Origin of the sequence: Arthrobacter sp. HMWF013, from assembly GCF_003061105.1 — a bacterium.
Lineage (GTDB): Bacteria > Actinomycetota > Actinomycetes > Actinomycetales > Micrococcaceae > Arthrobacter.
The window spans coordinates 1-14,978 of the sequence record NZ_QAIQ01000009.1 but is presented as its reverse complement, the minus strand read 5'-3'; the positions used below and the strand labels follow the sequence as shown (position 1 = coordinate 14,978).

Below are 14,978 nucleotides of genomic sequence, written 5' to 3'. Positions count from 1 at the left end.
GTGTCAACCCGGGCGATGTCCGCGCAGGATTGAGCGAAAGGGAACGGAGACAGACCGAGATGGCCACCGACTACGATGCGCCGCGGAAGTCCGAAGAAGATCTCAACGAGGATTCGCTGGAGGAACTGAAAACCCGGCGATCGGACAAACCGACGGCAGCAGTGGAGGAGGACGAAAGCGACCTCGCCGCGGGCTATGAGCTGCCAGGAGCAGACCTGTCCGGGGAGGAACTCCTGGTGCAGGTTGTGCCGCTGCTGCCCGACGAGTTCACATGCTCCTCCTGCTTCCTGGTCAGGCACCGTTCACAGATCGCCAGGGAAAAGGACGGCCACTTCTACTGCCGGGAGTGCGAAGGCTGAGCCGCTGCCTACTTTGCCGAAAGGGCGGTTACCAGTTCGTCCGGCCGGCGGGACGAGGCCAGCCAGTAAGGGGTGCGGTCCGCGGGGTCCGTGATGTCAATCCGCACCACCGGATCGATCCAGCCCCGGATGCACAGGTAAGCGAGTCCGTTGAGCTTCGTCCCCCGTTGCGCGGTGGCTTCCTTGCCGCGGAAGGCCTCAACGCCGCCGATGTAGCGGCGTTCTATGCTGGCGCGGCCTACAGTCAGCGACTCATCGGTGACCAGAATGGTGGGCGTGGAAGTCAGCAGCATGGCGGCGATGATGGTGAACAGCACGCCCGCGGCGATGTAGCCTGCAGCCATACTGATCGGTGCGAAGACCAGGATGCCCGCGCCGGAGATCCCCGCAGCGATGATCCAGATCCAGATGTTCGGCCACAGCCTCTCCCGGAAGACCGCCGGGGTGCCGGCTGGGGAGGCGCTGGGGACAGGTGCGGTGGAACTGGGTTCGGGCATGCCAACAGCTTTCCACCTTTGCCTGGCTATTTCATCTTGGGTTCATCCGGGCGGCCCCGGTGATTCTAGGTGGGAACTGCGGCTGGGCATTAGAGTGTGTGACTGTGACTGACGAACTTGCCACTGTTGAATCTGCTGTCGAACCGGCTTCGGCCAGCACCGCGCCCGGCGCGGTGAAGGATGCTGCCGTATCGTACGGGGCCCCGACACTCCAGGTGCAGCTGAAAATGCTCGACGACGGCCTGGAGTTTCCGTCCTACGCCCACCCTGGCGACGCGGGTGCTGACCTGCGTGCACGCGAAGACGTGGTGTTGCAGCCGGGGGAGCGCAAGCTGGTGCCCACCGGGGTAGCCATTGCCCTGCCGGACGGCTTCGTCGCCCTGATCCACCCCCGCTCGGGCCTGGCCACGAAGCATGGACTGACGATCGTTAATGCCCCCGGGACGGTGGATGCCGGCTATCGCGGCGAAATTTCCGTGACCCTGCTCAATACCGATGCGCGGGACGCCATCGAGCTGCGGCGCGGCGATAGAATTGCACAGATGGTGATCCAGCGGGTGGAGTACGCGCAGTTTGTCCCCGTCAACGATCTCAGCGGGTCCGTGCGGGGAGCGGGCGGATTCGGCTCAACCGGCGGCTTCACCTCACCCGTAGCCTGATTCGCGCCTGTTTGGCCGGCCCGGCGCGGCTGCCCGTGGCGGCACAAAGAATTTCGGTGGCCGCCAGAATTTTTACAGCCGCCAGGCACTTGAACAGCCGCCAGGCACTTGAACAGCCGCCAGGCACTTTAACAACTAAGGAGACAAACCACATGGTTTTTGGGCTCGGCAGGAAATCCAAGAAGGACCAGGCAGCCGAACCGGATGAGGCCCCGGCCTCAGTGGAATCAGCCGATTCCGCTGACAAGGCTTCGGAGGACACCGCGCGCCGGGCAACAGGACCGTTTGATGTTTCTGAAATCTCCACCCGCGACGGCTATATCGACCTCGGTGCCCTGCTGATCGCCCCGAGCGAGGGGCTCCAGCTCCGGCTCGAAGTTGAGGAAGCCACCCAGCGTGTGGTGGCTGTGACCATGGACCTGAACGGGTCCAGCCTGCAGCTGCAGGCCTTTGCTGCCCCGAAGAGCGAAGGCCTCTGGGACGAAATCCGTGAGCAGATCGGCCAGTCCGTGGGAAGCCAGGGCGGGCAGGTTGAGCAAATCCAAGGCGAGTTCGGGTCCGAACTGATTGCCAAGCTGCCCGCCGGCGCGGCTGACGGCAGCCAGGGTTACCGGGTGGCGCGCTTTATCGGCGTCGACGGCCCGCGGTGGTTCCTGCGCGGAGTCCTGGGCGGCGAAGCAGCCATGGACCGTGCGGCAGCGGCTCCCCTGGAGGCACTGTTCCGCCGGATCGTGGTCATCAGGGGGGACAGCCCCATGCCCCCGCGTGATCTCCTGCAGCTCCGCCTGCCAAAGGACGCGAGCCCTACCCCGCCGCCTCCCGCACCGGAAGAGCCTGCTGCCCCGGAACTCCGGAAACCCGAGCGCGGTCCGGAAGTCACGCAGATTGGCTGATTCCCGCCAGGATCCGGCAGGTCCGTCAGACAGTGCCGGCGTGCCTGTCAGCCGCCTTCCGGAGCGCGGACGGGTGGTGTGCCACGGGCACATCGAATCAATCACCTACATGCCGGCGGACCAGAACGCCGCGTTTACGGCCATCGTCTCCGATCCGGACGCTGCCCGGTCCGGCGTGAAGCCACCGCCCGGCAGCCGGGGCCGCCTGCGGGTGGTCTGGCTGGGGCGGCGCAAGGTGCCCGGCATAGAAGCCGGGACGGAAGTCCGCATTGAGGGAATGCTTGTCCTCAGCCAGGGGCTGCCCACCATCTTCAATCCACGCTACGAAATACTTTCCCGCCAGGAGCACGAATGACCCCGTCCCAGCCCGATCAGTCCTCCGGCGCGGACCAGCCGCATGCAGCGGGGCAGGCCCGCCCGGGACAATCCGGCCCGGGACAGACGGGCACGGGACCGGCCGGCACAGAGCCTGCCTCCATGGCAGGCCTCGCGGAGGGCTACGCAGCCCAGGCCGGCCTGCACCGCACCCACGACGGCCGGATCGATGTCCTCAAGACTGCCGGGGGATGGCAGGGCATCGCCGAGAGCATTGTGCCCGGTCTGGTCTTCCTGGTCACGTTCACCCTGACGCGGGATCTGACACCGGCGCTGGTGGCTGCCCTCGCATCGGCGGCTGCCTTCACGGTGGTCCGCCTCATCCAGCGCCGCCCGCTGACCCAGGCCCTGGCAGGAGTGGTCGGCGTGGGCATCTCGGCCTGGCTGGCGAACACGACGGGCAAAGCAGAGGACTTCTACCTGCCCGGCTTCATCACCAACGCCGCCTACATCGTGGCAATGACCATCTCGATAGCCATCAAATGGCCCGTTGCGGGACTCCTGTTCGGCTTCATCCGCAATGAAGGCATGGACTGGCGCAAGGACCCCGTCCGCCTCAAGGCATACCGCCTGGGCACGTGGATCATCGTCGGTGTGCTGGTGCTTCGCCTGGTGGTCCAGGTTCCGCTGTACCTGATGGGAGCAGACGGCCTCGCGGCCCTTGCCACCACCCGGCTCATCATGGGTACCCCGCTGTACATCCTTGGCGTCTGGATCGCATGGCTGATCACGCGGCCGGCTCCGGCCGCCGATGATCAGCCTTCGAAGCCGTCGTCCTCCGGAGCCTGAGCCCCGGCTACCGGAACACTCTCCTGCGGTTGGGCGTCCCCGGTCGGTTCAGCTGACTCCGGGGACAGCAGCGCACGCAACTCGTCCTCGGCAGCGATCGTGGTGACGAAGAACAGTTCGTCCCCGCCGTCGATCACGTCGTCGCGGCTGGGAGTGATGGGCGCGTGGTCCCGCAGGATCGCCACCAGCGTGGAGTCCTCGGGCCAGCGGATGTCACCTACGGTCAGGCCAATGACATGGGAATCGTGCGGGACGGTGAACTCCACCAGGGAGGACACACCGGTCTGCAGCGTCAGCAACCGGACGAGGTCGCCGATCTCTACGGCTTCCTCCACCAGCGCGGTCATCAGCTGGGGGGTGTTGACCGCCACATCGACGCCCCAGGAGTCGTTGAACATCCAGTCGTTCTTGGGATTGTTGACCCGGCCCACCGTGCGCCCCACGCCGAACTCGGTCTTGGCCAGGAGCGAGACCACCAGGTTCACCTTGTCGTCGCCCGTGGCAGAAACCACGACGTCGGCCTCCTCCACCTTCGCGCCCTGCAGGGTGCTGAGTTCGCAGGCGTCACCGACCAGCCAGTGCGCGCCGCGCAGGCCACTGCGTCCGATGACCTCGGGCTTGAGGTCGATCAGCAGGATTTCGTGTTTGTGAGCCAGCAATTCCCTGGCGATCGAAGACCCGACGCTCCCCGCGCCGACTATGACAACCTTCACTACAACTCCTTGGCAGGTGCTTTGGCCAGGATCTGTGCGACCTGGGAACTGCGCTCCACGGGCAGCATGGCATGGACAGTATCGCCGTCCTGGTATGTGGTGGCGGTCTCGGGAAGCATGCCCTCGCCGAACCGGGTGAGGTATGCCACCCGGATGTCCGCGGCTTTTTCGATCTCGCTGACGCGGTGGCCGATCCACCCGGCGTCCAGATCCACTTCGGCGAGCACCAGCCGCCCGGACGGCTCGCGGAAGTCGCCGGCAAGGTGCTGCTCGGGAAGGATGCGGCGCAACACCTGGTCAGCACTCCAGCGGACGGCGGCCACGGTGGGGATGCCGAGCCGCTGGTAGATTTCCGCCCGGCCCGGATCGTAGATCCTCGCCACGACGTGCGGGACGTTGAAGGTCTCGCGGGCCACCCGCGTGGCAAGGATGTTGGAGTTATCGCCGCTCGACACGGCAGCGAAGGCGTAGGCTTCAGCCACCCCGGCCTGCTGGAGGGTGTCCCGGTCAAAACCCACGCCGGTGACCTTGCGCCCGGTGAAGCCCTGCCGAAGGCGGCGGAACGCACGGTCATCCTGGTCAATGATGGCCACGGAATGACCGGCATCCTCCAGCGTATGCGCCAGAGTCGCTCCCACCCGGCCACGTCCCATGATCACGAAATGCGCCACCGTATCTCCTCAACTTCCATAGCCCGTTGCTGCTGCTAGAACTCTACCGGCACGGCCATGGTTGCAGCCGCGCGGAGGCCGTCATGACATAGGCCGGGAATCAGACTAGCTTTGTGGAGTGCTGACAATACTGAATGCCGTAAAACGGGTGCTGGTGGGCAGGCCCTTCAGGAATGACAGGCTCGCCCACACACTGCTTCCCAAGCGGATCGCACTTCCCGTTTTCGCCTCAGACGCACTGTCCTCGGTTGCCTACGCGCCGGACGAAATTTTGCTCACGCTGGCCCTTGCCGGTGTCAGCGCCGTGGCTTTTTCGCCGTGGGTGGGCCTGGCCGTCATGGTGGTGCTGCTGACAGTGGTGGCGTCCTACCGGCAGAACGTACACGCCTATCCGTCCGGCGGGGGCGACTACGAAATCGCCAACGAGAACCTGGGCAAGTATGCCGGCCTGACCGTGGCATCGGCGCTTCTGGTGGACTACGTCCTCACAGTGGCCGTCTCGATGTCCTCGGCGGCCGCGTACCTCACCACGGCAGTGCCGTCCCTGCACGGGCAACAAGCCCTGATCGCCACCATCGGCGTCGTGATCCTGGCCCTGGTCAACCTCCGGGGCGTCAAGGAAGCCGGCACGCTGTTCGCCGTCCCCACCTACATCTTTATGGCCTCGATCCTCGGCATGACCGCAACAGGGATTTTCCAGGCAGCCACCGGCCAGCTGGGCCAGGCGCCGTCCGCGGACTTCACGATCGTACCGGCTCCCGGATTCGACGAAGGCCTGGTGGGCCTGGCCGGAGCATTCCTGCTGCTGCGGGCCTTTTCCTCCGGCGCTGCTGCCCTGACCGGGGTGGAGGCGATCAGCAACGGCGTGCCGAACTTCAAGACGCCCAAGAGCAAAAACGCGGCCACCACCCTGCTGCTGCTCGGTGTCATCGGTGCAACCATGCTGGCGGGCATCATCTACCTCGCCAACGCCACCCGGGTCCACATTGTGCTGGACCCGGCCACGGAGTTCCTCGTCGATGGCCTGCCACTGCCCGAGGGATACATCCAGAGCCCGGCCATCAGCCAGATCGCGCAGACCATCTTCGGCCCCGGATCCATCCTGTTCTACCTCGTCGTCGCCGCCACAGGCGTCATCCTGGTGTTCGCGGCGAATACCGCGTTCAACGGCTTTCCCGTCCTGGGATCCATCCTCGCCCAGGACGGCTACCTGCCGCGCCAGCTGCGCACCAGGGGTGACCGGCTGGCCTTCAGCAACGGCGTTCTGGCCCTCGCTGCCGGCGCGCTGGTTCTGATCCTCTCGTTCAACGCCGACGTCACCAAACTGATCCAGCTCTACATCGTGGGCGTCTTCATCTCCTTCACCCTCAGCCAGCTGGGCATGATCAGGCATTGGGGGAAGGAGCTGAAGCTGGCCAAGGACAAGGCCGTCCGGCGACGGATGATCAAGTCCCGGACCATCAACAGCATCGGTTTCGGCATGACCGCCCTGGTGCTGGTCATCGTCCTGATCACCAAGTTCGAACAGGGTGCCTGGATCGCCCTGCTGGCCATGGTGGTGCTGTTCCTGATCATGTGGAGCATCCGCATGCATTATGACAATGTTGCCAAGGAACTGGCCGTGGACGAGGACTCCTCCCCGCGCGCCCTGCCGTCCAGGGTCCACGCAGTCCTCCTCGTCTCACACGTGCGCAAGCCGGTCCTCCGCGCCCTTGCCTATGCCCGGGCCTCACGGCCGTCCCGGCTGGACGCCATCACGGTGGACATCGACGCCGAGGAAACCGCCCAGACGGTGGCCGACTGGGAAAAGCTCGAGATCCCCGTGCCGCTCACGGTGCTCACGAGTCCCTACCGTGAGACCGTCACGCCCATCATGGAATATGTGAAGAACATGCGCCGCGATTCCCCCCGCGACCTGGTGGTGGTCTACATCCCCGAGTACGTGGTGGGTAAGTGGTGGGAGCAGCTGGTCCACAACCAGACGGCTCTGCGCATCAAGACCCGGCTCCACTTTGAACCTGGCGTGATGGTGGCCAGTGTCCCGTGGCAGCTGAAATCATCCGAAGAAGCAAAGAACCTGCAGGATATTAGATGACCCCCGAAACACAGATCCCGTCCGCAACTGCCACGGCAGCCCCTCCTGAGCTGGTGCTCGACATCGGCCCGGTGGCCCACGGCGGCCACTGCGTGGCGCGCCATGATGGCCGGGTGATTTTTGTCCGCCACGGCATTCCAGGGGAGAAGGTGCGGGTCCGCCTGACGGACGCGGGCGACTCCGCCAAGTTCTGGCGGGCAGATGTTGTGGAGGTGCTGGAGGCATCACCGGACAGGACCGCGCACTTCTGGCATGTTGCTGACTCCGGCCGGTCTTGGAGCCATGGCCACCCGCCGGTAGGCGGGGCCGAATTCGGCCACATCTCCCTGGCCCGCCAGCGCGCACTGAAATCGGCGGTACTCGCCGAGCAGCTCCAGCGGCTCGCCGGCGTCGAACTTTCCCCCGATGTGGAGGCTGTGGGTGCGTCCCAGGAAGAGGGGACCGCGTACGACGCCGGCACTGGCCTCGCGTGGCGGACCCGGGCATCCTTCTCGGTCACCACGGGAGGAAAACTGGGCATGCACGCCCACCGTTCAGACCAGATCATCCCGGTCCGGGAAATGCCACTGGCGGTGGACGGCATCAACCGGCTGCGGTTATGGGACATCGATCTTCAGGGCATCGCGCGGGTGGAGGTGGCGGCGCCGTCGAACGGCTCGCGCCCGCTGGTGCTGCTCGCTCCGGCGCCGGGAACGAAACCCAGGCGGCTCAGTGCCATTGCCTCACAGCTCCCCGACGACGTCTCCGTCGCCACATTTGAACCGCTCACCGGGGAGGTAGGGCAGCTGCGCGGCCGCACCTGGGTCCAGGAGAGTGCCGCGGGCCACGACTACCGGGTCAGCGGCGCCGGATTCTGGCAGATCCACCGCGACGCGCCCGGGACACTTGTGGGGGCAGTCACACAATTCCTCCAGGGCGGCGGCTTCCTGGAACCCGGCTCGGTCGTGGCGGACCTCTACTCCGGCGCTGGGCTGTTCACGGCAGTGCTGGCGGATGCGGTGGGGGAGACGGGCTCGGTTCTGTCGGTGGAGGGGGCCCCGGGCGCCAGCCGCGACGCCCGCAAAAACCTCCACGGAGCGCCTCAGGTGGAGATCGTCCAGGGCCGGGTGGAGCGCATACTCCGCCAGAAACCGCGGAACTTTGATGCCCTGGTCCTCGACCCCCCACGGGCAGGCGCGGGCAAGGCAGTGGTCAACCAGTTGGTCGCCGCCGGTCCGCGGGCGATTGCCTACGTCTCCTGCGATCCGGCATCCTTCGCCAGGGACGTGGGGTACTTCCAGCAGGAGGGCTGGTCGCTGGCCGGGCTGCGGGCCTTTGATCTGTATCCGCACACCCATCACCTGGAGACGGTCGCATTGCTGACTCCGGGCCGCTGACACGGGAACTATTTCGACTACTATGGGCGGAGTAATCCCACGTCGCGCCCCGTATTTCGCGGCCGGCCTCCTGCAACTTTCTTAGGCCTGCACTAATTAGGCCTGCCTAACTAGCAAGCGGTCTACCGCGCGACAAAGATGAAACTGTTGCGAGAGGAGTCCTGCGATGAGCACTGTGGACAGCTTCGGTTCAAAAGGCAAACTTAATGTAGCCGGAACCGAATACGAAATTTTCCGGTTGAACTCCGTTGAAGGTGCAGAAAACCTTCCGTTCAGCCTCAAGGTATTGCTTGAAAACCTGTTGAGGACCGAGGACGGCGCGAACATCACTGCCGATCACGTCCGCGCCTTGGCTGGCTGGGATCCCAATGCCCAGCCCGATACAGAAATCCAGTTCACGCCTGCCCGCGTGATCATGCAGGACTTCACCGGCGTCCCCTGCGTGGTGGACCTGGCGACAATGCGTGAAGCAGTCAAGGAGCTCGGCGGTGACCCCAAGCGGGTCAACCCCCTCGCCCCTGCGGAAATGGTCATTGACCACTCCGTGCAGATTGACGCTTTCGGTAACTCCGGCGCACTGGAGCGCAACATGGAGATCGAATACCAGCGGAACGGGGAGCGCTACCAGTTCCTCCGCTGGGGCCAGACCGCGTTTGACGACTTCAAGGTTGTTCCGCCGGGAACCGGCATCGTGCACCAGGTGAACATCGAATACCTGGCCCGCACGGTCATGACCCGCGAAGTGGATGGTGCACTGCGCGCCTACCCGGACACCTGCGTTGGCACCGACTCGCACACCACCATGGTCAACGGCCTGGGTGTCCTGGGCTGGGGCGTTGGCGGCATCGAAGCCGAAGCGGCCATGCTGGGCCAGCCTGTTTCCATGCTGATCCCGCGCGTTGTGGGCTTCAAGCTGACCGGGTCCATCCCGGCCGGCGCCACCGCCACCGACGTGGTGCTGACCATCACCGAGCAGCTCCGCAAGCACGGTGTGGTGGGCAAGTTCGTCGAGTTCTACGGCGAGGGCGTAGCGGCTGTGCCGCTGGCGAACCGCGCCACCATCGGCAACATGAGCCCCGAATTCGGCTCCACCGCCGCAATGTTCCCGATCGACGACGTCACATTGGACTACCTGCGCCTTACCGGCCGGTCCGACGCCAACGTCGCCCTCGTGGAGTCCTACGCGAAGGAACAGGGCCTCTGGCACGATCCTTCCCGCGAGATCAAGTTCTCCGAGTACCTCGAGCTGGACCTGTCCACGGTTGTTCCCTCCATCTCCGGCCCGAAGCGTCCCCAGGACCGCATTGAGCTGACCGATGCCAAGGAGCAGTTCCGGAAGGACATCCACAACTACGTCGCCATCGAAGACGGCAGCGTGGACGAGTCCCTGGACGAATCCTTCCCGGCCTCGGACGCGCCGTCCTTCACGCACGCTGACTCGCACACCACTGAGACCAGCCGTGTTGAGTCCGCCGCGAACGGTGCCAACGGACGCCCGAGCAGCCCGGTCCACATCAAGACCGAAGACGGCCGCGAGTTCGAACTGGACCACGGAGCGGTGTCCATCGCCTCGATCACGTCCTGCACGAACACGTCAAACCCGTCCGTGATGCTCGCCGCAGCACTGCTGGCACGCAACGCCGTGGACAAGGGCCTGACGTCCAAGCCGTGGGTCAAGACCTCCGTGGCCCCGGGCTCCAAGGTTGTCACCGACTACTACGAGAAGTCCGGCCTGACCCCCTACCTGGAGAAGCTGGGCTTCTACATCGTCGGCTACGGTTGCGCCACCTGCATCGGCAACTCCGGCCCGCTGGACGCGGAAATCTCAGAAGCCATCCAGGCCAACGACCTCTCCGTGACCGCTGTGCTCTCCGGTAACCGCAACTTCGAAGGCCGCATCAACCCGGACGTCAAGATGAACTACCTGGCCTCACCGCCGCTGGTCATCGCTTACGCCCTGGCCGGTACCATGGACTTCGATTTCGACACCGACGCCCTGGGCAAGGACGAAGCAGGCAACGACGTCTTCCTCAAGGACATCTGGCCGAACCCGGTCGAGGTCCAGCAGGTCATCGATTCCTCGATCGACAAGGACATGTTCGCCCGTGGCTACGAGGGAGTCTTCGACGGCGACGCCCGCTGGAAGGCGCTCGACACCCCCGCCGGTGACACCTTCGCCTGGGATCCGAACTCCACCTATGTCCGGAAGCCCCCGTACTTCGATGGCATGAAGGCCACGCCGGAGCCGGTCACCGACATCACCGGTGCACGCGTCCTGCTGAAGCTGGGCGATTCGGTCACCACCGACCACATCTCCCCGGCCGGTTCGTTCAAGTCCGACACCCCGGCCGGCCAGTACCTGCTGGCCAACGGAGTGGAGCGCAAGGACTTCAACTCCTACGGCTCACGCCGTGGCAACCACGAAGTCATGATCCGCGGCACGTTCGCGAACATCCGCATCAAGAACCAGATCCTGGACGGCGTTGAGGGTGGCTTCACCCGCGACTTCACCCAGGCTGACGGCCCGCAGGCCTACGTCTACGACGCCGCCCAGAACTACCAGGCAGCCGGCACCCCGCTGGTGGTCCTGGCCGGCAAGGAATACGGCTCCGGCTCGTCCCGTGACTGGGCAGCCAAGGGAACCGCGCTCCTGGGCGTCAAGGCCGTCGTCGCCGAAAGCTACGAGCGTATCCACCGCTCCAACCTGATCGGCATGGGCGTCCTGCCCCTGCAGTTCCCGGCCGGCGAGTCCGCGGCCACACTGGGACTGACCGGAACCGAGACGTTCGCCGTTGAGGGTGTGACCGCCCTGAACGAGGGCACCACCCCCAGGACGCTCAAGGTCACGGCCACCGCAGAAGACGGCTCCACCAAGTCCTTCGATGCAGTTCTCCGCATCGATACCCCGGGTGAAGCTGACTACTACCGCAACGGCGGCATCCTGCAGTACGTCCTGCGCCAGATCTCCGCCAACTAGCCGGAATCTGAACCCAGGCAGCAACTCCCGAAGCCCCGGCCGGTCACCGACCTGCCGGGGCTTCGGCTTTGCATTTGAGCCAAGGCGTTAGAGTTAACAGGCACGTCTACCACCCGAAGGAGGGGTCATTGGGAATCTTGGACACCATCCGGAATCCGCAGGACCTGAAGGAACTGTCCCCGCAGCAGCTCGAAGAGCTGGCAGCTGAGGTCAGGAGTTTCCTGATCACCAACGTCTCCCAGACCGGTGGACACCTCGGCCCCAACCTTGGCGTTGTGGAACTGACCCTTGCCGTGCACCGTATCTTTGATTCGCCCAGTGACAGCGTGGTATTCGACACCGGCCACCAGTCCTATGTCCATAAACTCCTCACCGGCCGCCAGGACTTCAGCACCCTGCGCCAGCAGGGCGGCATGTCCGGCTATCCCTCCCGCGCCGAGTCCGAACACGACATCGTGGAAAGCTCGCACGCGTCCTCGTCCCTGTCCTGGGCGGATGGGATCTCCCGGGCCCGGCAGCTCACCGGGGAAGGCGACCGCTACGTCGTCGCCGTCGTGGGTGACGGCGCACTGACCGGTGGCATGGCCTGGGAGGCCATCAACAACATTGCAGCTGACAAGCGCCGGCGTGTGGTGATCGTGGTCAATGACAACGGCCGCTCCTATGCGCCCACGGTGGGCGGCTTCGCCGACTACCTGGCCTCGCTGCGCCCCACCATCGACTCCTTCCGGGCGGCGCCTGCCTACGAGGGCACCCTGGACTGGTGGAAAAAGAAGCTCCAGAACGGCGGACCCGTGGGCCAGTTCACCTACCGGAGCCTGCATGCCATGAAAAAGGGCATCAAGGACTGGTGGGCACCGCAGGGGATGTTCGAGGACCTGGGCATGAAGTACATTGGCCCGGTGGACGGCCATAACCTCCAGGCCATGGAGCACGCCCTTTCGACAGCCCGGAACTACGCCGGTCCTGTGATTGTCCACGCCATGACCGAAAAAGGCCACGGTTACGCCCCTGCCCGCGCCCATGAAGCCGATCAGTTCCATGCCGTGGGCATCATCGATCCCGAAACCGGCGAACCCACAGGAGCCTCCGGGGCGCAGTCCTGGACCTCGGTTTTCGCCGACGAGATCGCGGATATCGCTGACGAACGCGCCGACATTGTCGGCATCACGGGGGCCATGCTGATCCCCGTCGGCCTGCACAAATTCGCGGCGAAGCATCCGGACCGGGTGATCGACGTCGGAATCGCCGAGCAGCATGCCCTCACGTCCGCTGCGGGCATGGCCTTCGGCGGGCTCCACCCCGTGGTGGCCGTCTACGCCACCTTCCTGAACCGTGCCTTCGATCAGCTCCTGATGGACGTGGCTTTGCACAAGGCCGGCGTCACCATCGTCCTGGACCGGGCAGGCGTCACGGGACCGGACGGGGCAAGCCACCACGGCATGTGGGACATGGCCATGGTCCAGATCGTTCCCGGACTCCACCTTGCGGCCCCCCGTGACGCATCGAGGCTGCGTGAAGAGCTACGCGAGGCTGTGGCCATCGATGACGCGCCCACCGTGGTCCGGTTCTCCAAGGGGACCGTGGGTGCCGAAGTGGAAGCCATCGAGCGGCTTTCCGACGGCGTCGATGTACTGGCCCGCAGGCCATCGGGATCCACCGAAAACGATGTCCTGATTGTCAGCGTCGGTGCAATGTCCGAGCTGGCCCTGGACGTCTCCAACAGGCTCGGAGCCCAGGGAATCAGCACCACGGTGGTTGACCCCCGCTGGGTGCTGCCCGTGCGCCGGTCCATCATTGCCCTGGCCTCCCATCACCGGCTGGTGGTCTGCATCGAGGATGGCGTCAGGGCAGGCGGCGTGGGATCGCGGATCCGGCAGGAAATGCGTGCGGCCGGGGTTGATACTGCCCTGAACGAGGTGGGCCTTCCGGCCGAGTTCCTTGACCACGGCACCCGCAGCCAGGTCCTGGAACGCGTAGGCCTGACGGCCCAGCAGATAACGCACGACGTCGTCGCGCAGGTTTTGGGCACAAAGGTCCCGTTTGCGCGTCCACTGCCAGGCCAGGAGCACCCTACCACCGGCAGCCTCCCGATCCTGTGAGGGACGAAGACGCCCTCAAGTATCCCGGCGCCGTGGGGGACAATGCGCCGATCCACCTGAGCAGCACCACCCGTGTTCCGGCCGGGCTCGAACCGGGCCAGCTGGTAGTGGCCCGGAACAGGAAGTGGAACGGAAAAGCCCATTGGGTGGTCCCCGGACGGTACCTTGGCGAGGACAGGCACGGCTGGTGGATTTTCCAGGGGACCAACGAGTTCTGTTCCCGCCCGGGCGCTGCCTTCTACACACGGTCCGACGCCGTCCTGCTGGTGCCGCGGTCCGGTGACTGGGTTGCCACCTTTTACGACGAGGCCCACCCCAACGGGGTCAGGGTCTACGTGGATCTGGCGGTCGCCCACGAATGGACGGACATCAGGCCCGCCGTTACCGAGTTCCACGTCATTGACATGGATCTTGACGTCATCCGGATGGCCGGGCGCGGCGTCTTCATCGATGACCAGGACGAATTTGCGGAGCACCGCGTCAGTATGAACTACCCGGACCGGCTGGTGGAGGATATCCAGGTGGCCGCGGATGAGCTTTATCAGGCCGTCAAGGCGCAGCAGGCACCGTTCGACGGAACAGACGTTGAGTGGTTCACGAAGGGACGGTCATGAGCGGGATTATCAGGGTCTACAAGAAGGACGACGAGGCAGTACTGCACTTCCGTGAAGGCTGGTTCGATGAGGACTACAGCCAGTTCGTGATGAACTACGGCGTGGTGGGCCACCAGAGCAAGACCGAGGAAACCGATGTTCCCGACGCCGCTGCAGCTGAGGGACTGATGGATGCCTTTGCCGTGCAGTGCGCGGAGGACGGCTTCGCTGAAATTCCCGATGAGGAACAGTTCTGGGTTGTCGCCCAGTTCGCCCTCAAGACCAAAGAGGGTACCGACCGCGACCGTTACCTGGAGGAGAAGGCGAAGGACGCGCTGATCAGCCATCTTGCCTGGCGCGGGCTGGGCACAGTGGAGCGTTCGGAGTTCAGCGACTACAAGCTGAACATCTTCTGCCTCTGCCCCGAGGTAAACAAGGCCGTCAACGCGATCAAGGTCTGCGCCCGCGGGGAGGACCTGGACTTCACCAAACTGAGCATTGGCGCCGCGCCCTACAGCGAACCGGAAAACTTCAAGCTCAAGTACTCCGCAAAGCCGGCCAACAGCTTCAGCCTCTAGGGGGATTGCTTTGCCTGAATACCGCCGCCTGGGCAACTCCGGGCTCGCCGTCTCCGTGGTGGGGCTCGGCTGTAACAACCTGGGCCGGGCCAATACAGCCACCGAGTCACAAGCCGGTTCCGACGCCGTCGTCCAGGCGGCCCTGGCAGCAGGGGTGACCCTGTTCGATGTCGCGGACAACTACGGGCGCGAACCGGGACTCAGCGAAACGATGCTGGGCAAGGCCCTTGCCGGCAGGCGCGATGAGGCAGTGGTGGCCACCAAGTTCGGCATGAACGTGCGTGGCGCCAACGGTCCGGAC

General features: G+C 65.0%; 15 protein-coding genes. 12 read left to right on the top strand and 3 right to left on the bottom strand.

Features of this window, described 5'->3' with window-relative positions:
- Positions 1–59: 59 nt before the first annotated feature.
- A complete protein-coding gene (locus DBR22_RS00385) occupies positions 60–359 on the top strand; it encodes a DUF4193 domain-containing protein (RefSeq protein WP_108597263.1) in 300 nt (99 codons plus the stop codon).
- Positions 360–367: 8 nt separating this feature from the next.
- Here DBR22_RS00385 and DBR22_RS00380 read toward each other — a convergent pair whose 3' ends face one another.
- Complete coding sequence (locus tag DBR22_RS00380; protein WP_108597262.1) at positions 368–856, bottom strand: DUF3093 domain-containing protein; 489 nt, start codon at positions 854–856, stop codon at positions 368–370.
- A gap of 173 nt (positions 857–1,029) precedes the next feature.
- Between DBR22_RS00380 and dut the strand changes: the two genes are divergently transcribed.
- From dut to DBR22_RS00360, 4 genes are all read left to right on the top strand, one after another.
- Positions 1,030–1,515, top strand: a complete 486-nt coding sequence (gene dut / locus DBR22_RS00375) for a dUTP diphosphatase (RefSeq protein ID WP_108597264.1) — start codon at positions 1,030–1,032, stop codon at positions 1,513–1,515.
- Positions 1,516–1,667: 152 nt separating this feature from the next.
- Positions 1,668–2,408, top strand: coding sequence for a DUF3710 domain-containing protein (locus tag DBR22_RS00370; protein ID WP_108597261.1), 741 nt, complete (start codon positions 1,668–1,670; stop codon positions 2,406–2,408).
- Between the two features lie 40 nt (positions 2,409–2,448).
- Positions 2,449–2,763, top strand: coding sequence for a hypothetical protein (locus DBR22_RS00365; protein ID WP_258228991.1), 315 nt, complete (start codon positions 2,449–2,451; stop codon positions 2,761–2,763).
- Positions 2,760–3,572, top strand: coding sequence for a DUF3159 domain-containing protein (locus DBR22_RS00360; protein ID WP_108597259.1), 813 nt, complete (start codon positions 2,760–2,762; stop codon positions 3,570–3,572). The genes DBR22_RS00365 and DBR22_RS00360 overlap by 4 nt, the downstream gene beginning before the upstream one ends.
- Here DBR22_RS00360 and DBR22_RS00355 read toward each other — a convergent pair.
- Both DBR22_RS00355 and DBR22_RS00350 read right to left on the bottom strand, forming a co-directional pair.
- Positions 3,539–4,285, bottom strand: coding sequence for a potassium channel family protein (locus tag DBR22_RS00355; protein WP_108597258.1), 747 nt, complete (start codon positions 4,283–4,285; stop codon positions 3,539–3,541). The two genes, DBR22_RS00360 and DBR22_RS00355, sit on opposite strands and share 34 nt — an antisense overlap.
- Complete coding sequence (locus tag DBR22_RS00350) at positions 4,285–4,956, bottom strand: potassium channel family protein (RefSeq protein ID WP_108597257.1); 672 nt, start codon at positions 4,954–4,956, stop codon at positions 4,285–4,287. Before DBR22_RS00350 ends, DBR22_RS00355 begins: the two co-directional genes overlap by 1 nt.
- Before the next feature lie 118 nt (positions 4,957–5,074).
- Here DBR22_RS00350 and DBR22_RS00345 point away from each other — a divergent pair, with 118 nt between their 5' ends.
- The 7 genes from DBR22_RS00345 to DBR22_RS00315 all read left to right on the top strand — a co-directional run.
- On the top strand, positions 5,075–7,051 hold the full coding sequence (locus tag DBR22_RS00345) for an APC family permease (protein ID WP_108597256.1): 1,977 nt from the start codon (positions 5,075–5,077) through the stop codon (positions 7,049–7,051).
- Entirely contained in the window at positions 7,048–8,427 is a 1,380-nt protein-coding gene (locus tag DBR22_RS00340) for a class I SAM-dependent RNA methyltransferase (protein WP_108597255.1), read from the top strand. Before DBR22_RS00345 ends, DBR22_RS00340 begins: the two co-directional genes overlap by 4 nt.
- Positions 8,428–8,593: 166 nt before the next feature.
- The gene (gene acnA, locus DBR22_RS00335; protein ID WP_108597254.1) at positions 8,594–11,404 is read left to right on the top strand and encodes an aconitate hydratase AcnA; all 2,811 of its coding nucleotides are present in this window, start codon (positions 8,594–8,596) and stop codon (positions 11,402–11,404) included.
- 128 nt (positions 11,405–11,532) lie between these two features.
- Complete coding sequence (dxs, locus tag DBR22_RS00330; RefSeq protein WP_108597253.1) at positions 11,533–13,506, top strand: 1-deoxy-D-xylulose-5-phosphate synthase; 1,974 nt, start codon at positions 11,533–11,535, stop codon at positions 13,504–13,506.
- The gene (locus tag DBR22_RS00325) at positions 13,503–14,120 is read left to right on the top strand and encodes a DUF402 domain-containing protein (RefSeq protein ID WP_108597252.1); all 618 of its coding nucleotides are present in this window, start codon (positions 13,503–13,505) and stop codon (positions 14,118–14,120) included. The genes dxs and DBR22_RS00325 overlap by 4 nt, the downstream gene beginning before the upstream one ends.
- Positions 14,117–14,677, top strand: coding sequence for a hypothetical protein (locus DBR22_RS00320; protein WP_108597251.1), 561 nt, complete (start codon positions 14,117–14,119; stop codon positions 14,675–14,677). Before DBR22_RS00325 ends, DBR22_RS00320 begins: the two co-directional genes overlap by 4 nt.
- A 10-nt stretch (positions 14,678–14,687) precedes the next feature.
- Positions 14,688–14,978, top strand: a 291-nt coding sequence (locus tag DBR22_RS00315; RefSeq protein ID WP_146187321.1) for an aldo/keto reductase, incomplete at its 3' end; no start/stop codon positions are given.